The 17,705-nt window shown below is 63.9% G+C and carries 19 protein-coding genes; 12 read left to right on the top strand and 7 right to left on the bottom strand.

From position 1 onward, the window contains the following. Positions 1 to 97: 97 nt before the first annotated feature. The 5 genes from G6N78_RS00210 to G6N78_RS00190 all read left to right on the top strand — a co-directional run bounded on the left by G6N78_RS00210 (position 98) and on the right by G6N78_RS00190 (position 3,946). Positions 98 to 400 carry a type II toxin-antitoxin system RelB/DinJ family antitoxin gene (locus G6N78_RS00210; protein WP_165214316.1) on the top strand — a complete coding sequence of 101 codons (303 nt, stop codon included), beginning with the start codon at positions 98 to 100 and terminating at the stop codon, positions 398 to 400. Beyond that, positions 397 to 675 (top strand): type II toxin-antitoxin system RelE/ParE family toxin, encoded by a 279-nt coding sequence (locus G6N78_RS00205; protein WP_165214314.1) that lies wholly within the window; start codon positions 397 to 399, stop codon positions 673 to 675. Before G6N78_RS00210 ends, G6N78_RS00205 begins: the two co-directional genes overlap by 4 nt. Before the next feature lie 93 nt (positions 676 to 768). Next, positions 769 to 3,300, top strand: coding sequence for a heavy metal translocating P-type ATPase (locus G6N78_RS00200; protein WP_234905833.1), 2,532 nt, complete (start codon positions 769 to 771; stop codon positions 3,298 to 3,300). Then, positions 3,297 to 3,731: a Cu(I)-responsive transcriptional regulator gene (gene cueR, locus G6N78_RS00195; protein WP_165214312.1), complete on the top strand. Its 435-nt coding sequence runs from the start codon at positions 3,297 to 3,299 to the stop codon at positions 3,729 to 3,731. The genes G6N78_RS00200 and cueR overlap by 4 nt, the downstream gene beginning before the upstream one ends. A gap of 11 nt (positions 3,732 to 3,742) precedes the next feature. Continuing rightward, complete coding sequence (locus G6N78_RS00190) at positions 3,743 to 3,946, top strand: heavy-metal-associated domain-containing protein (RefSeq protein WP_165214310.1); 204 nt, start codon at positions 3,743 to 3,745, stop codon at positions 3,944 to 3,946. Positions 3,947 to 4,179: 233 nt separating this feature from the next. On the opposite strand, the gene G6N78_RS00185 is transcribed toward G6N78_RS00190, so the two are convergent. After that, complete coding sequence (locus tag G6N78_RS00185; protein WP_165214308.1) at positions 4,180 to 4,821, bottom strand: outer membrane protein; 642 nt, start codon at positions 4,819 to 4,821, stop codon at positions 4,180 to 4,182. A 234-nt stretch (positions 4,822 to 5,055) separates the two neighbouring features. Between G6N78_RS00185 and G6N78_RS00180 the strand changes: the two genes are divergently transcribed. The 3 genes from G6N78_RS00180 (at position 5,056) to G6N78_RS00170 (ending at position 7,344) form a co-directional block, all read left to right on the top strand. Further along, entirely contained in the window at positions 5,056 to 6,549 is a 1,494-nt protein-coding gene (locus G6N78_RS00180; RefSeq protein WP_234905832.1) for a protein adenylyltransferase SelO, read from the top strand. A gap of 110 nt (positions 6,550 to 6,659) precedes the next feature. Next, entirely contained in the window at positions 6,660 to 6,896 is a 237-nt protein-coding gene (locus G6N78_RS00175) for a DUF4160 domain-containing protein (protein ID WP_165214304.1), read from the top strand. Beyond that, positions 6,886 to 7,344 carry a DUF2442 domain-containing protein gene (locus tag G6N78_RS00170; protein WP_165214302.1) on the top strand — a complete coding sequence of 153 codons (459 nt, stop codon included), beginning with the start codon at positions 6,886 to 6,888 and terminating at the stop codon, positions 7,342 to 7,344. Before G6N78_RS00175 ends, G6N78_RS00170 begins: the two co-directional genes overlap by 11 nt. 212 nt (positions 7,345 to 7,556) lie before the next feature. On the opposite strand, the gene G6N78_RS00165 is transcribed toward G6N78_RS00170, so the two are convergent. From G6N78_RS00165 to G6N78_RS00145, 5 genes are all read right to left on the bottom strand, one after another. Beyond that, a complete protein-coding gene (locus tag G6N78_RS00165; protein ID WP_234905831.1) occupies positions 7,557 to 8,705 on the bottom strand; it encodes a catalase family protein in 1,149 nt (382 codons plus the stop codon). After that, positions 8,702 to 10,975, bottom strand: a complete 2,274-nt coding sequence (locus tag G6N78_RS00160) for a xanthine dehydrogenase family protein molybdopterin-binding subunit (RefSeq protein ID WP_165214300.1) — start codon at positions 10,973 to 10,975, stop codon at positions 8,702 to 8,704. Before G6N78_RS00160 ends, G6N78_RS00165 begins: the two co-directional genes overlap by 4 nt. A 13-nt stretch (positions 10,976 to 10,988) precedes the next feature. Beyond that, complete coding sequence (locus tag G6N78_RS00155; protein ID WP_165214298.1) at positions 10,989 to 12,005, bottom strand: FAD binding domain-containing protein; 1,017 nt, start codon at positions 12,003 to 12,005, stop codon at positions 10,989 to 10,991. Then, positions 12,002 to 12,520, bottom strand: coding sequence for a (2Fe-2S)-binding protein (locus tag G6N78_RS00150; protein WP_165214296.1), 519 nt, complete (start codon positions 12,518 to 12,520; stop codon positions 12,002 to 12,004). Before G6N78_RS00150 ends, G6N78_RS00155 begins: the two co-directional genes overlap by 4 nt. Positions 12,521 to 12,609: 89 nt before the next feature. After that, positions 12,610 to 13,002, bottom strand: a complete 393-nt coding sequence (locus G6N78_RS00145) for a GFA family protein (RefSeq protein ID WP_165214294.1) — start codon at positions 13,000 to 13,002, stop codon at positions 12,610 to 12,612. Positions 13,003 to 13,468: 466 nt separating this feature from the next. Between G6N78_RS00145 and G6N78_RS00140 the strand changes: the two genes are divergently transcribed. From G6N78_RS00140 to G6N78_RS00125, 4 genes are all read left to right on the top strand, one after another. Next, a complete protein-coding gene (locus tag G6N78_RS00140; protein WP_165214292.1) occupies positions 13,469 to 13,768 on the top strand; it encodes a hypothetical protein in 300 nt (99 codons plus the stop codon). A 364-nt stretch (positions 13,769 to 14,132) separates the two neighbouring features. Continuing rightward, complete coding sequence (locus G6N78_RS00135) at positions 14,133 to 14,429, top strand: hypothetical protein (protein ID WP_165214290.1); 297 nt, start codon at positions 14,133 to 14,135, stop codon at positions 14,427 to 14,429. 337 nt (positions 14,430 to 14,766) lie between these two features. Further along, a complete protein-coding gene (locus G6N78_RS25745) occupies positions 14,767 to 15,513 on the top strand; it encodes a hypothetical protein (RefSeq protein WP_234905830.1) in 747 nt (248 codons plus the stop codon). 40 nt (positions 15,514 to 15,553) lie between these two features. Continuing rightward, positions 15,554 to 17,107, top strand: coding sequence for a DNA-packaging protein (locus tag G6N78_RS00125; protein WP_234905829.1), 1,554 nt, complete (start codon positions 15,554 to 15,556; stop codon positions 17,105 to 17,107). A gap of 321 nt (positions 17,108 to 17,428) precedes the next feature. Here G6N78_RS00125 and G6N78_RS25900 read toward each other — a convergent pair whose 3' ends face one another. Next, entirely contained in the window at positions 17,429 to 17,563 is a 135-nt protein-coding gene (locus G6N78_RS25900; RefSeq protein ID WP_272955617.1) for a hypothetical protein, read from the bottom strand. Positions 17,564 to 17,705 lie beyond the last annotated feature (142 nt).

The raw sequence follows: 17,705 nt of genomic DNA, 5'->3' as shown, positions 1-17,705 counted from the left end.
TGTGTTTCGGCCGCGCGGGGACGAAGCGCGCTTCGTGCCACTCTTGTCGATGTCATGCAATTGCATTACATTTAGTGCGGTAAACGGAGAGCAGACCATGCCGGCCAATGCCCTGGTGCAGACGAGGATTGATGCGGATATCCGCGATCGGGCGTCTGCGGTGCTGGAGACGATGGGCCTGACCCTGTCGGACGCTGTGCGGATTCTCCTGACGCGCACCGCCAATGAAGGGGCCGTGCCAATGGAATTGCTGGTGGACCCGAAGGCGCACGATGCGTGGTTTCGGGCCAAGGTGCTGGAGGCCCTGGAGGAGACCGGACCCGGCCTGCCGCACGAGGATGTCGAAGCACGCTTTGCCGAACGGCGACGGGCGGTGCTGGCAAAGGGCGGCCCGCGGTGAGACTGTTCTGGTCTGATGCGGCCGTTTCAGATCGAGACACCATCTTCGATTACATTGCCTTGGACAACCCGCAGGCTGCCATAGAGCTCGATCTCAAACTGTCTGCCGCGGCCAGCCGGCTTCTCACCTTTCCGCAGTCAGGGAGATGCGGGCGCGTTGAGCGGACGCGGGAGCTTCCGCTGGTGGGCACTCCTTACGTCATTGTCTATCGGGTCGAAGAAGAGCGGGTCCGGGTGCTCCGTGTCTTGCACGGCGCACAAATGTGGCCGGACTGACATTCCCCCGACCGCCCATTTTTGCCGCTCCGCCCCTTGACCTTCCCATGATGGGAAGCCCTATCTCAGCATGGAGATGAAGGATTCCATGCCATGACAGAGCTTGCCAGACACACCGAACACGCGTCTCCGCTGATCATTCCCGTCGAGGGCATGAGCTGTGCCTCCTGCGTGGCGCGGGTGGAAAAGGCCGCCGCCAAGGTGCCGGGCGTGGCGGCGAGTGCGGTCAATTTCGCCACCGAAAGCCTGACCGTCGAGCCGCAGGCCGGCTTTTCCGCCCCAGAACTTGCCGAGGCGATCCGCAAGGCGGGCTATGAGCCGAAGGCGGAAAGCACGGTGGTGGCGCTGGCCAAACCGCTGGACGAACGGCAGGCGAAGCGCCTGCAGGCCGCGCTTGCGGCCATGCCCGGTTTTCTCTCCACAGAGTTGGAGGCGGGCCGCGTCGAGATCACCGTCGAAGCCTTCGGTCGGGATCTTCGGCGCCGTGTGATTGCGCTTCTGAAAGCCGAGGGCCTGGCACTGGCCGGGCCGAAGCCGGTTCATGGCGAAGGAGCTGGCGCCCACCACGCCCATCACGAGCATGCCGCGAGCGAGGATCATGCGGGCCACAGCCATCATGACGAGGATGCCGACGTGTTGCGGCGCGACCTGACGATCGCCGCGATCCTGACCTTGCCGCTTTTCGTGCTGGAAATGGGCGGCCATCTTTACGCCCCCTTCCACCACTGGCTGATGGGCGCTGTGGACACGCAATGGCTCTATCTCGGATATTTCGCGCTGGCGACGGCGGTGATCTTCGGCCCCGGTTTCCGCTTCCTCAAAACCGGCATTCCCGCCCTTCTGCGTGGCCATCCGGAAATGAATGCGCTGGTGGCGATCGGCGTGCTCTCGGCCTATGCCTATTCGACGGTGACCACCTTTGCGCCCCAACTGCTGCCGGAGGCGGCCCGTTTCGTCTATTTCGAGGCGGCAACCGTCATCGTCACGCTGATCCTGACCGGACGCCTGCTGGAGGCCCGCGCAAGGGGCCGCACGGGGGCAGCCATCCGCCGGCTGATCGGCCTGCAGGCAAAGACCGCGCGGGTGGAACGCGACGGCGAGACGCTCGATCTGCCCGCCGACGAGGTGGAGATCGGCGACATCCTGGTGGTGCGGCCCGGCGAAAGGATCGCGGTCGATGGCACGGTCATCGACGGGGCCTCCAATATCGACGAATCGATGATTTCTGGCGAGCCGCTGCCGGTCGCAAAACAGCCGAGCTCCCCGGTGATTGGCGGCACGATCAATGGCACCGGCAGCTTCCGCTTCAGGGCTGAAAAAGTCGGCGCCGATACCATGCTCTCGCAGATCATCCGTCTGGTCGAACAGGCGCAAGGGGCCAAGCTGCCGATCCAGGCGGTGGTGGACCAGGTGACCGCCTGGTTCGTGCCGGCGGTGATGGCGGTGGCGGCTTTGACCTTTGTCGTCTGGCTGCTGGTCGGCCCGGAACCGGTCCTGCCGCATGCGCTGGTGGCGGCGGTGGCGGTGCTGATCATTGCCTGCCCCTGCGCCATGGGGCTTGCAACCCCCACCTCGATCATGGTCGGCACCGGCCGCGCCGCCGATCTCGGCGTCCTGTTTCGCAAGGGCGCAGCACTGCAGGAATTGCAGGCCGTCCGTCTCGTCGTGCTCGACAAGACCGGCACCGTGACGAAGGGCAGGCCGGACCTCGCCGACATCCGTCTGGCGGATGGTTTCGACGAGGCCTTCGTCCTCTCCGCCATCGCCGCCGTCGAGGCGCGTTCCGAACATCCGGTGGCCGAAGCGATCGTCTCCGCCGTTGCGGCGCGGGGACTGTCCGTTCCGCAGGCGACGGATGTGCAGGCGAGTGCCGGTTACGGCATCGAGGCCGTGGTCGACGGTCAACGGGTGGCCGTCGGTGCCGATCGGTTCATGCAAAAGCTCGGGCTTTCAGTCGAACCCTTCGCCGCCGAAGCAGAACGGCTCGGCGACGAAGGCAAGACCCCGCTTTATGCGGCGATCGACGGAAAACTGGCGGCGATCCTCGCGGTGGCCGATCCGTTGAAGCCGACCAGCCGCGAGGCGATTGCGCGGCTGAAGGCCATGGGCCTCACGGTCGCCATGGTAACCGGCGACAATGCCCGCACGGCTGACGCCATTGCCCGTCAGGTCGGCATCGATCAGGTGGTGGCCGAGGTGCTGCCCGCCGGCAAGGTGGAGGCACTGAGGGCGCTCAAAGAAAAGACGGGCAATGTCGCCTTTGTCGGCGACGGCATCAACGATGCGCCGGCACTCGCCGAGGCCGATATCGGCATCGCGATCGGCACCGGCACGGATGTGGCGATCGAAAGCGCCGACGTCGTTCTGTCGAGCGGCGATCTGTCGGCCGCCGTCGATGCGATTGCGGTGAGCCGCGCGACGATGACAAACATCCGCCAGAACCTGTTCTGGGCCTTCGGCTACAATGTGGCGCTGATCCCGCTTGCCGCCGGCGCGCTCTATCCGGCCTTCGGCATCCAGCTGTCGCCGATGATCGGCGCCGGTGCCATGGCGCTCTCCAGCGTCTTCGTGCTCACCAATGCGCTGCGGCTCAGAACCATGGATCTCAAGGGAGAACGCGCATGAACATCGGCGAGGCCTCCGAGGCATCCGGCGTTTCCGCCAAGATGATCCGCTATTACGAGCAGATCGGCCTCATCCGGCCGTCCACCCGCTCCGGCAACAATTATCGTGTCTACGCCGCAGACGACGTGCATGTGCTGCGCTTCATCAAGCGGGCCCGCTCGCTCGGTTTTTCGCTGGAGGAGACGGAGCGGCTCCTGGCGCTCTGGCAGGACCGCGAGCGCGAAAGTGCCGCGGTGAAGGCCGTGGCGGTGGAACACATCGCCGACCTCGAGCGCCGCATCGCCGACATGCAGGCCATGGTGAAGACGCTGAAGCACCTCGCCCATTGCTGCGGCGGTGACGGAAGGCCCGATTGCCCGATCCTGGAGGATCTCGCCGGCCATGTCGATCCGCCGAAAGCGGCCACGATATCTTCGAAAACCCATTCCTAAGGAGAAGAACCATGACCACATTCCTCGTCCGCGACATGACCTGCGGCCATTGCGAAAAGACGGTGAAACAGGCGCTCGACAAGGCGCTGCCCGGCGTTCCCGTGGCAATCGACCTCGCCAACCAACGCGTCACGCTCGAGGGCGGCGACCCGGCCAAGGCCGAAGACGCCATCCGCGACGCCGGCTACACGCCGGAACGGCTGGGTATGGCATGAGGTGAGGGGGGGAGTAGGGGGCCGAAGATCCGGCTGCCCGCGGGGGGTGAGGGACTCAAGTTTTGAAAGGCTTGCCGGCTCGCCCCTCATCCGGCCTGCCGGCCACCTTCTCCCCGTTCTCACGGGGAGAAGGAGAAACGCGGCGCTGCCGTGGTTCCTCTTGACCGCATTCGTTGGCCACAAAAAAAGCCGGCCCCCGAAGGAGCCGGCTCGCTGATCCGCAGAGCGCGGGATCAGAACTTCACGCCGATACCGACGTTCACGACGTGCTGGTCGAAATCGGCATTGATCGGGCCGATGTTCTTGTCGCCGTAATCGTTGTAGCGGTATTCGAGGCGGCCGAAGACGTTGTCGGTGAAGGCCCAGTCGACGCCGCCGCCGACGGTCCAGCCGTGCATGGTTTCGCTGGAATCGATGCCCGGACCTTCGATCGAGGCATTGGTCGCGGTCCAGCCGGCTGCCGCGAACAGGAGCGCGCGGTCCATGGCATAACCGACGCGACCGCGGACCGAACCGGAGAAGCCGGTATCGACATTGTAGCCGCCGGCGTAATCGTTGTCGTTCCAGTCGTAGTTCACGTCACCTTCGAGACCGACGACGAAGCCGTTCGACATCTGCCAGTTGTAGCCGACGAAACCGCCCATGCGGCCACCGTCGAAATCATCCGAAGCCGTGCCGCCCGGGCCGGTAAAGTCGCCGTCCGCCCAGCCGTAACCGCCGTGCAGACCGATATAGGGACCGGCCCAGGTGAAGGTCTGGACGGGGATATCCTGGGCGACGGGAGCCTGCGGGGCCTCGTAGATGGCATCGGCAGCGAAAGCGGCCGTGGAGCTGAGGAGGGCGACGCTGGTCGTGAGGATCAGGATTTTCTTCATGGTATCATTCCCTTTTTGCGAGACTGAAACGGATGTAGGGCGTGGTGCTTATAAGGCTGTAGCTAATATACAACACAGTATCAGGAATGCCGAATTTTGTGGCGTGCCGCCCTCTTGCCGGGCAGTGGTGGCGGCTTTTTCCACCTCGCTTGCGGTTTGCCACGCTGACCCCATATGCTGAAGACAGACGAGGCGAACCTTGCCCAGAGGTTCCGGCTTCCAAGGAGTAAGATCTTGTTCCCGTTTGATAATTCTTATGCGCGCCTGCCCGAGCGCTTTTATGCCTCCGTCTATCCGGAGGCCGTCTCCGGCCCGGTGCTGATGGCGTTCAACGGCCCGCTTGCAAAAAATCTGGGTCTCACCCTTGACGAAACGGACACGGGGCGCCTGGCGGCGATTTTTTCCGGCAATGTCCTGCCGCCGGGCGCCATGCCGCTTGCCATGGCCTATGCCGGCCACCAGTTCGGCAATTTCGTGCCGCAACTCGGCGATGGCCGGGCGATCCTGCTCGGCGAGGTGGTGGATGCCGATGGCGTGCGTCGTGACATCCAGCTGAAGGGGGCGGGGCCGACGCCGTTTTCGAGGCGCGGCGACGGGCGGGCTGCCCTTGGCCCGGTTCTACGCGAATATATCGTCTCGGAAGCCTTTGCCGCTCTTGGCATTCCGGCAACCCGGGCGCTGGCCGCCGTTCTGACCGGCGATCCGGTGCAGCGCGAAACCATGCTGCCCGGCGCGGTCTTCACCCGGGTGGCGGCAAGCCATGTGCGGGTCGGAACCTTCCAGTATTTTGCCGCACGCGGGGACGAGGAGGCGATCCGGGCGCTTGCCGATTACGTGATCGACCGGCATGACCCGGATCTGAAGGGAGCCGAAAAGCCTTATCTTGCGTTGTTGACGCAGGTGGCGGAACGCCAGGCGGCGCTGATTGCCCGCTGGCTGGGCGTCGGCTTCATCCACGGCGTGATGAACACCGACAACATGACGCTGTCCGGCGAGACGATCGATTTCGGCCCCTGCGCCTTCCTCGACGACTACGACCATATGAAGGTGTTTTCCTCGATCGACCAGCAGGGGCGGTATGCCTATCGCAACCAGCCGGGCATCGGCCAGTGGAACATGGCGCGGCTGGCCGAATGCCTGTTGCCGCTGATCGATGCCGACCAGGACCGGGCGGTGGAGGCGGCCAACGACGTGCTGAAACGGTTTGGCGAGGTGTTCCAGACGGCCTGGATCGCCGTCTTCCGCAAGAAGCTGGGGCTCATCACCGAGGAGGCCGAGGATGGCGACCTGGCTCAGACGCTGCTCGCCGCCATGCAGGACGGCCGCGCCGATTTTACGCTCACCTTCCGCAGGCTCTGCACTGTGGCCGAGGCCGATGCCGGGGATGACGCGGCGGCGAAACTGAAGGCCGAAGCCGCGTTTCTGGAAGGCTTTGCCCCCTGGCAGAAGGCCGAAGCCTGGCTGCCACAGTGGCGCGCCCGCCTTGCCCGCGAAGCGTCCGATGGTATCGACCGGGCAGCGACGATGCGCGCGGTCAACCCGGCGATCATCCCCCGCAATCACCGGATCGAGGAAGCAATTGCCGCCGCAGGCGAGGGGGACATCACCCCCTTCCGCCGCCTGCTCGAGGCGGTCAGCGCCCCTTACGAGGACAGGCCGGAGTTTGCTCCTTATGCCGAGCCGCCAAAGGACGAGGAACGGGTGCTGCGGACCTTTTGCGGAACGTGAGAAGGATGCGCCCTTCTTGATTGATGCTTCTTCTAGTTGCATCCTGCCTGCATGATCTGCTGATGTGCTCGACATAGTGCGCATCATGCACTATTTTGGAGGCGTTCCGGATGCCGGTGCTCATGCGTCTGGGCAACATGAAGATCATGCTGTTTGCGGATGATCACAATCCGCCGCACTTCCATGTCGCAACGCCGGATCATGATGCGCTGATCCTGATCCGGGACTTGAGCGTGCTGCAGGGGCAGATCACGGCACGGAATCTGCAGTTGGTGAGAGAATGGGCATCGACGGACGAGAACCGGAAGCGCCTGGAATCGGAATGGAAACGCCTCAATGAGCGATGAATTGATCTCTGTCGGTGAGCCCCTGCCGCGCATCCGGATGGTCGAGCCGCTGGACGATCGCCTGCTGCGGGTTACCTGGGCGTCGGGCCAGGAGCAGGTGGTGGATCTGGCGCCGGCGCTGCTGAGCCGCCGGGTGTTCATGCCGTTGCGGCAGGATGACGCGTTGTTTCGCGCTGTGACGGTCGAGGAATTTGGAACGGCGATCGAATGGCCGGGTGGGATCGATTTTTCGGCCCTCTGGCTCAGCAAGCTGCCGCCGGTCGATTTCGGCAACGCGGATTTTCGCAAGGCCATGGACGAACTTGGCATGACGCTGGAGGGCATGGCGGCAGCGCTGGAGATTTCCCGCCGCCAGGTCGCCGATTACCGCAAGGCAAAACCGATCCCGCGTTCGATTGCCTATGCCACACGTTACCTCATGGATCAGCGGCGGCAGCGGGTCGGGTGACAGGGCAGCGGTTAGAGCAATCCCGTCTGCCGCGCCGTTTCCTCCTCTCGCCGCTTGGCGGGGTGAGGGGCTGGGCTTCTGACAAGTTTGCGGCTTTGCCCCTCATCCGGCTGCCGCCACCTTCTCCCCGCTCAGCGGGGAGAAGGGCCGTGCGGCGCTCTCGCGTCCCATCAGCCGCACTCGGCCGAGTGCTCCCTTAGGCCTTTACGACCTTAGGGAAACACCCGCGCACCCGTGGCCTGCACCACATTTCCGGCGCTGCCGTGGGCAAAGGGGCAGCGGGCGGGTTCGGTGACGGGGGTGGGGTTGCGTTCGGAGCGGAAGGCGGCGGAGCGTTCATAGGCGAGTTTGCGCAGCCGCATGATCTGGCCGAGCGGCTGGTGGGCGGCGATGCCGTTCCAGGGCGAGAACTTCATGCCGTCATCCACCTGTTCGGAGCGTTCTTCGCTCCAGGCGGTCTGCGGACCGGCGGTGATGGTGGCGACGGTAAAGTAAGGACTTTTCTCCTCGTCCCAGAGTGCCATCGGATCTTCCACCGGCATCTCGTCGAGATTGGTGCAGAGTTGTGCCTTCAAGTGCCACACCGCAGTCTCCTGCTCGAAAAACTCGTCGAGCAGATGGCGGTGCGTGTCCGGATCGCCGGCGGTGCTCACGGTGCGGTCGATGAGGGCTTTCAGGTTGTCGGAAGCCGGCACGACGCCGAGCTTGGCGATATAGGCGCCGTAACGGACGGGCACCTGGGTGTAAAAACTTTCGCCCAGCATATGGGTCATCGGCTGGCCGCCCATCACCTTCACCGGCGTCAGTTCCTTGCCGAGCGTTTCTGCGACGCTTTCGGCCCCGCGCAGGATTTTCGACAGAACCTTCTTGGCACCTTCCGCCCGGTCGGTGGTGGCGGCGAGAAGCTTCAGGCTGCCGAGGAAGGCCTCGCCGCTTGGCGAGTTGAACACCTTGCCATTGACCATGACGAAATCCTGCGAGGTGGAGTGTTCCGCGCCCGGCAGGCGATCGCCCGCCACATCGAGGATCTTCAGCGCCATGCCGCGCGGGGCCGAGACGCTGTCGTGTAAAATGTCGCCGGGCGTGGTGGAGAGGCGGATCACGGCATCATAGGTGGCGGGACGGGCAAAGAGGCCCTGCGCCAGGTCCGGCGGCAGGTTGTCGTGCACCTCGACTTCGGCGCCGAGCAGCGCATGGCTTTTGGCGTGGACTGAGCGGATCGCATGGGCGCTGTCGGCATAGGTCTTGTAGGCGATCGACAGCATGGTGTCGGCGAGCGCTTCGGCGACTTGCGGTTCGTCGGGGCGGATGTCCTCGACGCCCTCGTGATAACGCTGCGGGTTTTCGGGCAGACGGGTCATTCTGCGGCCTCCTTGGCAGGATTTGTGGCATCGAGGATCTTGTCGATGGTGATCGGCAGGTGGCGGATTCGCGTGCCGGTGGCGTGGTAGATGGCATTGGCGACGGCGCTCGCGACGCCGACAATGCCGATTTCGCCGAGCCCCTTGACGCCGAGCGGGCTTGCCATCTGGTCGTGTTCCTCGACGAAGATGACGTCGATGTCGGCAATATCGGCATGGGCGGGGATGTGGTATTCGGCCAGATTGTGGTTCATCAGCCGGCCAAGGCGATGATCCGTCATGCCTTCCTCGTGCAGCGCCATGCCGATGCCCATCACCACGCCGCCGAGCACCTGGCTGCGGGCGGTCTTTGGGTTGAGGATACGGCCGGCGGCGACTGCAATGACGACGCGGGTGACGCGCAGGACACCAAGCTCCTCATCGATCCGCACCTCCACGAAGATGCCGGAATGGGTGTAGCTGACGAATTTCTTCGCCTGCGCTGCGTCCGGTGCGACCTTTGCCTCTTCCTCGATGAAGGAAAGGCCGGCGGCATCGAGAATGTCGTCGAGTGCCACGCCGACCTGGTCGTTGATATCGAGCACCAGGCGACCGTCGCGGATGGCGGTCTGTTCGACGCCGATATCGGTGAGCGGCGTTCCCGGCATCGCCTGGGCGTGCTTCAGGAGCGTGGCGCGCACGGCGGTGCTAGCGGCCTGGACAGCTGAGCCCGAGGAGGCGGCGGTCCAGGAGCCGCCTTCGACGGAGGTTTTGGACAGGGAGGAATCGCCGATCTTTACCGTCACATCCTCCGGCAGGATGCCGAAGCCGTCGGCGCCGATCTGGGCAAGGATCGTCCAGGTGCCTGTGCCGATATCGGATGCGGCGGCGGAAACGGTGACCTTGCCGCCCTTTTCCAGCCGGGCTTTCGCCGCGGCATTGGTGAGCGTTGCCTCCCAGATGCCGGTCGCCATGCCCCAGCCGATCAGGTCCTGACCCTCGCGCATCGAGCGCGGGGCGGGGCTGCGGCGGTCCCAGCCAAAGCGTTTGCCGCCTTCGCGGTAACAGGCATGCAGCGCCTTGGAGGTGAACTGCAGGTCCTCGTTCTGGTCCACATGCACGAAGTTGCGCACCCGCATCTCCAGCGGATCGAGACCGACGTTATAGGCGAGTTCATCGATCGCGCATTCGAGCGCGACGAAACCGGTGGCCGCACCCGGCGCGCGCATATCGCCAGGCGTGGCGACCGTCAGGGCGGCGAGTTCATAGGAGAGGGTGACGTTGTCGCATTTGTAGGCAAGGCCCGACCAGTTGACGACGGTTTCCTGGTAATCCTCATAGGTGGAGGTGGCCTCAATGGCGTGGTGCTTGATCGAGACCAGCCGGCCGTCCGCATCGGCACCCATCTGGACGGTCTGGACGGTGGCCGGGCGCCAGCGCATGTAGAACATTTCCTGGCGGGAAATCTCCAGCTTCACGGACCGCTTGAGATCGAGCGCGGCAAGCGTTGCGAGAAACACCTGGTGGCCGGGGCGCAGGCCCGATCCGAAGGCGCCGCCGACGAAGGGGTTGAAAACGCGGACATTTTCCGGCTTCAGTTCGAAGATGCCGCAGAGATAACCCTGGACGTTCTGCGAGCCTTGCGTCTTGTCGTAGACGGTGATGCGGCCTTCGCCTTCATAGATCACGGTGGAGCCATAGAGCTCCATCGGATTGTGGTATTCGCCCTCCAGCCAGTATTCGGCGGAGATGGTGTGCGCCGCTGTCGCATAGGCGCCGTCCGCATCGCCGCGCGGGGCGGGCGGCGGTGCAATGCCGCTGCGGTTTTCCTTCGGCACATAGGCGTTCGCGCGCTCAGTGGCGAGATCGGTCTTCGGCGCTTCTGCCTCGTAGCGGACGCGGATCAGCGCGGCGGCATCGCGGGCGGCTTCAAACGTTTCGGCGATCACCAGCGCCACCGGCTGGCCGTCGAACAGCACGCGGTCGTTTTCCAGCGGGCGGAACGGGTGGCCGGGGAGCGCCACCTCGTCCTTCCAGGAGGTATCCCACCAGGCGGTGCGCGGCCGGTTTTCGTGGGTATAGATCTTGACGACACCGGGCGTTGCGGCGGCATCGGCCAGATCGATCGCGACAATCCTGCCGCGGTTGATGGTGGCCGTGGTAACGAAGCCGAACAGCGCGTCGGGGGCGGCATGTTCGACCGCATAAGGGGCGGTGCCGGTGACCTTTTTCGCGCCGTCGATACGCGGCAGGGGAAAGCCGATGACGCGGCCGGAGGTGGGGTGAGCCATGGGTCTTGTCTCCTCAGCGGATGCGTTTTTCGGACTGGATCTGCGGTGTGCCCTCAGCGGCCTGGGTGAGGGCCCGGACGATCGCCTTGGCGGCCATCGGGATCTTGAAGTCATTGTCGCCCTGGCCTTTCGCGCCGGCGAGAAGCCGGTCCGCCAGGGCCTCGAAGGTCTCCCGGTTCGCCGGCTTGCCGGCCACTTCCGCTTCTGCCAGCGGATCGCGCCAGGGCTTGTGGGCCACGCCCCCGAGTGCCACCCGGGCATCGAGAATGCGGCCGTCCTCGATATCGAGGGCTGCGGCGACCGAGACCAGCGCGAATGCGTAAGACAGCCGGTCGCGCAGCTTCAGATAGCTGTGGTGGCGGGCAAAGCGCCCGGCATCCGCCCGCACCGCGACGACGATTTCGCCGGGAAGCAGCGTGTTGTCGCGCTCCGGATGCTCGCCCGGCAGGCGGTGGAAAGCGAGGAAGGGGATGTCGCGCGGGCCATCCGGCCCGACGACCTCGACCACCGCATCAAGGGCGGCGAGCGCCACGCACATATCCGACGGGTGGGTGGCGATGCACTGATCCGAGGCGCCGAGGATAGCATGGATGCGGGTAACGCCGCCGATGGCCGAACAGCCGGTGCCGGGCTCCCGCTTGTTGCAGGGAGTGGCGGGATCATAGAAATAATAGCACCGCGTGCGCTGCAAAAGATTGCCGCCGGTGGTGGCGGCATTGCGCAGCTGCGGCGAGGCGCCGGCAAGGATGGCCGACGACAGAAGCGGCAGCGATTCCAGCACCTTGGCATCATAGGCGACCTGCGCATTGGTGGTGAGCGCACCGATGCGGATGCGACCGTTGTCCGATGCTTCGATCTCCTTCAGCGGCAGACCGTTGATGTCGATAACGGCGGTCGGATGGGCGACATCGTATTTCATCAGATCGACGAGATTGGTGCCGCCGGCCAGCACCTGGGCGCCGGGTTCGGCGGCAAGCGCCGAAACGGCATGCGAAAGATCGGTCGGGCGGAGATAGGAAAACGGTCTCATTCGGCGGCCTCCCGCTGCTGGTGGGCGCCGGCCATCACCTCTTCGATTGCATCGGCAATATTGGTATAGGCGCCGCAACGACAGAGATTGCCGCTCATCAACTCGCGGATTTCTTCGCGCGAATGGGCATGGCCTTCCGACATCAGCCCGGCGGCGGAACAGATCTGCCCCGGCGTGCAATAGCCGCACTGATAGGCATCGTGTTCGACAAAGGCTTTTTGCAGCGGATGCAGGTGTTCCGGCGTGCCGAGGCCCTCGATGGTGGTGATCTCGGCGCCATCAAGGCTGACGGCGAGTTTCAGGCAGGAATTGATCCGCTCGCCATTGATCAGCACCGTGCAGGCGCCGCACTGGCCGTGATCGCAGCCTTTCTTCGTGCCGGTCAGATCGAGAGGCCCGCGCAACAGATCGAGCAGGGTGACGAAGGGGGCAAGCGACAGATCGTGTCGTTCGCCGTTGATGGTGAGCGACACGGGCACGGTGGGGGAGGCGGTGCGCGCTGGGCCGAGAGGCATGGCATCTTCCTTGTGGCTGGAGGCGGGGCGTGGACCAAGAACCCGGCCAGGGGAAGAATTGTTCCGCAGCGTACGGTGCGGGGCGGCGGTCAGTCCTCGAAACGTCCTTCAGACGGTCGGTCGCGCGCGTAGTGTTTCAGCTGCGGGAATTCCGGCAGGAAAGCTTCGCGGCGGATGGTCCACAGTTCGTAGGTGGGGAAAACCTGATTCGGCTGGTCGAGCGAGCCGATATTCACTTCCACCTCATCGCCCGAGCGGGCAAAGACCGGTGACCCGCAGCGCGGGCAGAAGAAACGCCCCTGGTATTCGCCGGACTCGCCCTCGATTGTCACGGCGTCTGCTGGAAAGATCGCCGAGGCATGGAAGAGCGCCCCGTGATGTTTGCGGCAATCGAGGCAATGGCAAAGGCCGACGCGATAGGGTTTGCTGCTGGCGCGGAAACGGATGGCGCCACAGAGGCAGCCGCCTTCGAGATCGGACATGGGTGGTCTCCCCGGTTGTGGGTTTGGCGGGGGTATGACTCGCAAGGGTGGGGGTTTGTTTCAAGGGGATGGGTGTGCCGGGTGGCGCACCATTCGCGCCATAACCGTCGCGGCGCGCTTAAGATCAGCAGTGCAGAACGCGCCGAAGATCTTCTTCGTCAGGCGCGCGAGAAGCGTTTGACCTATCGGCGGATTGATGAAGCCAGTCACGCCTAAGCAAAGAGCTAGGCTTCACCGCAAAAATTTTAATAAAAAGCGGTGAAAGCGGTGGATTACTCGCCAAAGGCGAGACTCAAGCCCGTAAATTAGGCTTAATTGATGATGGTGCCGACTCACCTACCAAAGATCATCGGCACCGTCACAACAACCAAGCCAAGGTGCGGCCCGGAATGAAGATACTCAAACTTCTTAACCTTCCCGACAGAGTCGTCAAGCCGTCCTTGGCAAACACGAGGACGAAATACGCATGGCTAATTTTATGCTCAGCTACGATCTGAACGGGTCGACCCCGACGCACAAGCAGATGGACGATCATTTGCAGGCGCTGGGGCCAACGTTCGCGCGTGCCCGCATATTGGAAAGCGTCTGGTACGTGGCAGGTCCGACGAACTCAACGACGCTTCGGGACTACATACTGCGTATCCTAAGTCCAAACGATCTTGTGATAGTGGCCGAGATGGCAGACGCGGCATGGAGAGGCCTCCTTGTCGATGGGGTCGCTTTCAAAACAACGTTCGAAGCAAACGAACGCCGTAAGGCTGCTTAACTATCAGAACTGTCGCGAGACTGGTCCCTCCCAGGCTTCTGCTTGGGAGGGGTTTTCGGGTCAGGCGGCACTTGAGCATCCGGCGCAACACGTCGTGGCCCTTCTTATCGTCAATCTTGTTTTCGGAGTTTGGCATGGACCTAATTAATCGTTCCGATTTCGAGAAAGCCATTGGTCAATTTAGCATCTCGTGGGCCTTGGCTGAACATGCCATAGATCGATGCATTGGCGTTATCTTCTACACGAAAGGCGGCTATCAGCTTGACAGCGAACTTCCGTTGAATGCGCGCTCGAAAATCAAATTTTTCCGAAAGCTTGCAACCGCCTAGAGTTCTGCAAAGATGACGTTGAGCAAGCCAACCAGATGGCCAACCAAGCTTATAAGACGCTTGATGACCGCAACTGGTGCATTCACGGCGCGGCACTAACTACTGCCCCAGAGTTTTTTAGCCCGGAAATAGAGATAATCCGTTATAGCCGACCGCATATGGATGAAATTGAAACCCGTACCGTTACTATCAAAGAGATAGAAGCAATCAGGATGGATTGCTTACGGCTATTTTTCGCGTTTGCTTTTTTCCTCTACAAACCACTCGACACGCTGAGCAAAGAGCACGTCCGAAAGGTTCTGGACGATTCCGGAATAGAGTTCTCCCTCTAACTCCCCATCCCTCAACACCTCTGCCATTACGGCATGAACTGGCCTGTCACGCTTTCCATTCAAAGAATTTTCGTCCTCGGTAAATCAAGTAAATAATTAGGAAAATAATCCTTGACGGCGTGACGGTCGTTTGATAGGGTTCTGCCATAGTCGAAGAATTGCATCCGGCGGCGGCAAGGCCGAAGGGTGGCGAGGCTTCCAGTCAGCGGCTCCGGGGTGGGATTTGGTCTCATCCGGAGCCGTTTTTTTATCCGGACATCAACAGGATTGTGGCGGCTGCGGCGAAGGTTTCGGCGCGGGCCGCATTGGTTTTTGTCTTTCGGGACGGGAGAGGGGCATGGGGGTGGACGTGGATGTGCGGGCGGGGATGGCCGAGGCCGAAGATCCGTTTGTCGCGGTGGATCTGTCGCTGTTCGGGACCTTCGAGGTTTGGGCGCCACCCGGCTGCGCAGGGCTTGGCCCTCCCGTGCGGGCTGAAGCCGAGGCCGTGCTGCTGGAGCTGAAGAGCGCCGATGCGGCGGCGAGTGCGGACGAGCTGCGGCTCTTATTGAACGAGATGACGCGCGAGATGCGTGCGCAGTTCATCGCCTTTCGTGACCTGCGCAGCGCCGCGGAACAACTGGCGGCGGGCGGTGACGAGGCGGCGCAGAAGCAGGCGCGGGCCGACCTGAAGGCGGCGACCGATGCCATGTCGCTGATCGTGCGTACGCTGGAAAAGGTGGACAGCCTGCAGCGCCAGCTGGCCCGCGACCGGGCCGAGGAGGCCGAGAAGCGGGCCGAAGACACCGGGTTCGAGGAGGCGCTGCGCCATGTCCAAGAGCTTATCGAGGCACGCGCGACGGAACTCTTCCGGCGCTGGCAAGCAGCCGGCGGCGATGGCGGCTCGGGCGGCGGAGGCCGCGCTGGCCAGGTGGCACGCGATGGACCCGGCAGCGGTGTGGGCGACGGTTCGGGACCGGAGCCGGGCGATGCGTCCGGTTATAATGGTCTACCCAGGGATGCCGCGGACGGATGTTTCGCTGGCGGCGCTTTTGACAGCGGAAGCGGTGCGGCTGGGGCCGGGCCTTCGCTCGGATACGCTTGAGCCCATCGTGGCGGCACTGGACCAAGAGGTGATCGCCGGAATGAAAAGCATCCGAACGCTTTGGCAGGATTTCGACGATGCGAAAAGCGCACCCAAGGTGCTGCTTCAGGATCTGCAGGCATCGGTGGCGGGAGCCGGACCGAGGCCGACGGCAGGGGAACGGGGTGCCGCGCACGGTATGGCGCCGGACTTCTCCGATAGGACCGGCCAAACCGCGGGGCGTGATGCCGGATCGCTGCCTTCTGTTGGCGGGGATGTGGCGCCGGACCGAGCGAAAGACGGGGTGGCCCGCCCGACCGCGTCCCTGACGGACGAGATGCGGGCAGCCTTGCAGAGGCATGCTCTCGATTGGCCGGCGCCGGTGGTTCTGCATGCCCCAGGTCTTTGTCGCAGTTGGACAGTGGCGGGACGCGATGAACAGAAGGCGCCTGAAGGCGACTGGCGCACCTGGCTTCTGATGGGCGGCCGCGGTTCCGGCAAGACCCGCGCCGGGGCGGAATGGGTGCAGGGGCTGGCGAACGCGCCGTTCGCCAGGGGGCTGCGCATCGCGTTGGTGGCCGAGACGCTGGGCGATGCCCGCGAGGTGATGATCGACGGGGTCTCCGGGCTTTGCCGCATCGGCGGGCGTCTGGGGCCGGAGGTGGAGATTTCCCGTCGCAGGCTCGTCTGGCGAAGCGGCGCGGTGGCGCAGATCTTTTCCTCCGAAGATCCGGAAAGCCTGCGCGGGCCGCAATTTCATTATGCCTGGTGCGATGAACTGGCCAAATGGAAACATGCCGAGGAAACGTTTGACATGCTGCAGTTCGGTTTGCGGCTGGGCGAAGATCCGCGCCAGCTGGTGACGACGACGCCGCGCCCGGTGCCGCTTCTCAAACGGCTGATTGCCGATCCGGGAACGGCGCTGGTGCGCATGGCGACCCGCAGCAATGCCAAGAACATGGCGCCGGGTTTTATTGCGGCGCTGGAACAGAGATATGGCGGGACCCGGCTGGGGCGTCAGGAACTGGACGGAGAACTGATCGAGGACCGCGCCGACGGCCTGTGGAAACGCGCCGAGCTGGAGGCGATCGTCATCCGCTTTGCCGGCGTTCTGCGGAGAATTGTCGTGGCGGTCGATCCGCCTGCGGGGCAGGGGGAAGCCTCCTGCTGCGGCATCGTGGTGGCGGGGCTGGAAGCCTCCGGCCGCGCCGTGGTGCTGGCGGATTGTTCGGTCGAGGGGAAAAGCCCGGCGGGCTGGGCGGGCGAGGTGGTCAAAACCTATCGTCGGTTTGCCGCCGACCGCGTGGTGGCCGAGGTGAACCAGGGCGGCGAGATGGTGGCGGCGGTGCTGAAAGGCATCGACGAGACGCTGCCGATCACCACGGTGCGTGCGACGCGCGGAAAATTCCTGCGCGCCGAACCGGTGGCGGCGCTCTACGAGCAGGGCCGCGTGGCGCATGCCGGGCGCTTTGCGGCGCTCGAGGACCAGATGTGCGATTTCGGCCCCGACGGGCTCTCCTCCGGCCGCTCGCCGGACCGGCTGGATGCGCTGGTCTGGGCGCTGACGGCGCTGCTTCTGGAGGGGCATGGCGAGCCGCGGGTGCGGGGGTTGTGAGGGGGCAGCAGGACAGTCTTGCCGTGGGGTTACCCCCCTCTGTCCTGCCGGACATCTCCCCCACACGGGGGGAGATTGGATGGGGCGCTGGCCTTGCCTTATTGAGAGGGGCTCTCTTGAGCGATCGAAACGTGTTCGACCTTCCCAAGGCTTTAACGGCGCTGTGGCAGGGTGGGTGCCGGTCTGCCGATCTCCCCCCGTGTGGGGGAGATGCCCGGCAGGGCAGAGGGGGGTGACGTGCGGGTACGGCAAACGATTATCGAAGCCGGCCCTCATCCGCCCTTCGGGCACCTTCTCCCCAGGGGGAGAAGGGACGGCGGCTCAGCGGGCCTTGGCCGGGGTGGGGGCGCTGTCGCGCATCTGCTTCCATTCGGATTCCAGACGCTCGACCAGATGGGCCGGGATCTGCTGCTTGGGAGCGGTTGCGGTCTGGGACACGGGGGCTTCCTGCTGCATCGTCATGATCTCCTTATGGTGGAATGCCGGGCGCTAGAACGGCTGTCTGATGCGGTTGGTTCCATAGCGTTAGCGAAATGTAAAGAGACCGCTAAACAGCTAAACCGATTAGTATTTTTCAAATCGATTGAAACATTTGCAT

Source organism: Allorhizobium pseudoryzae (assembly GCF_011046245.1).
In the GTDB taxonomy this organism is placed as follows: domain Bacteria; phylum Pseudomonadota; class Alphaproteobacteria; order Rhizobiales; family Rhizobiaceae; genus Neorhizobium; species Neorhizobium pseudoryzae.
This window is presented reverse-complemented; position numbering and strand designations above follow the sequence as displayed.

Excerpts from the sequence above, each read along its gene's own strand:
- G6N78_RS00210 (WP_165214316.1), top strand. The coding sequence starts at position 98 with ATGCCGGCCAATGCCCTGGTGCAGACGAGGATTGATGCGGATATCCGC.
- G6N78_RS00200 (WP_234905833.1), top strand. The coding sequence starts at position 769 with ATGACAGAGCTTGCCAGACACACCGAACACGCGTCTCCGCTGATCATT.
- cueR (WP_165214312.1), top strand. The coding sequence starts at position 3,297 with ATGAACATCGGCGAGGCCTCCGAGGCATCCGGCGTTTCCGCCAAGATG.
- G6N78_RS00190 (WP_165214310.1), top strand. The coding sequence starts at position 3,743 with ATGACCACATTCCTCGTCCGCGACATGACCTGCGGCCATTGCGAAAAG.
- G6N78_RS00185 (WP_165214308.1), bottom strand. The coding sequence starts at position 4,821 with ATGAAGAAAATCCTGATCCTCACGACCAGCGTCGCCCTCCTCAGCTCC.
- G6N78_RS00175 (WP_165214304.1), top strand. The coding sequence starts at position 6,660 with ATGCCGGTGCTCATGCGTCTGGGCAACATGAAGATCATGCTGTTTGCG.
- G6N78_RS00170 (WP_165214302.1), top strand. The coding sequence starts at position 6,886 with ATGAGCGATGAATTGATCTCTGTCGGTGAGCCCCTGCCGCGCATCCGG.
- G6N78_RS00165 (WP_234905831.1), bottom strand. The coding sequence starts at position 8,705 with ATGACCCGTCTGCCCGAAAACCCGCAGCGTTATCACGAGGGCGTCGAG.
- G6N78_RS00160 (WP_165214300.1), bottom strand. The coding sequence starts at position 10,975 with ATGGCTCACCCCACCTCCGGCCGCGTCATCGGCTTTCCCCTGCCGCGT.
- G6N78_RS00155 (WP_165214298.1), bottom strand. The coding sequence starts at position 12,005 with ATGAGACCGTTTTCCTATCTCCGCCCGACCGATCTTTCGCATGCCGTT.
- G6N78_RS00150 (WP_165214296.1), bottom strand. The coding sequence starts at position 12,520 with ATGCCTCTCGGCCCAGCGCGCACCGCCTCCCCCACCGTGCCCGTGTCG.
- G6N78_RS00145 (WP_165214294.1), bottom strand. The coding sequence starts at position 13,002 with ATGTCCGATCTCGAAGGCGGCTGCCTCTGTGGCGCCATCCGTTTCCGC.
- G6N78_RS00140 (WP_165214292.1), top strand. The coding sequence starts at position 13,469 with ATGGCTAATTTTATGCTCAGCTACGATCTGAACGGGTCGACCCCGACG.
- G6N78_RS00135 (WP_165214290.1), top strand. The coding sequence starts at position 14,133 with ATGGCCAACCAAGCTTATAAGACGCTTGATGACCGCAACTGGTGCATT.
- G6N78_RS25745 (WP_234905830.1), top strand. The coding sequence starts at position 14,767 with ATGGGGGTGGACGTGGATGTGCGGGCGGGGATGGCCGAGGCCGAAGAT.
- G6N78_RS00125 (WP_234905829.1), top strand. The coding sequence starts at position 15,554 with ATGAAAAGCATCCGAACGCTTTGGCAGGATTTCGACGATGCGAAAAGC.
- G6N78_RS25900 (WP_272955617.1), bottom strand. The coding sequence starts at position 17,563 with ATGCAGCAGGAAGCCCCCGTGTCCCAGACCGCAACCGCTCCCAAGCAG.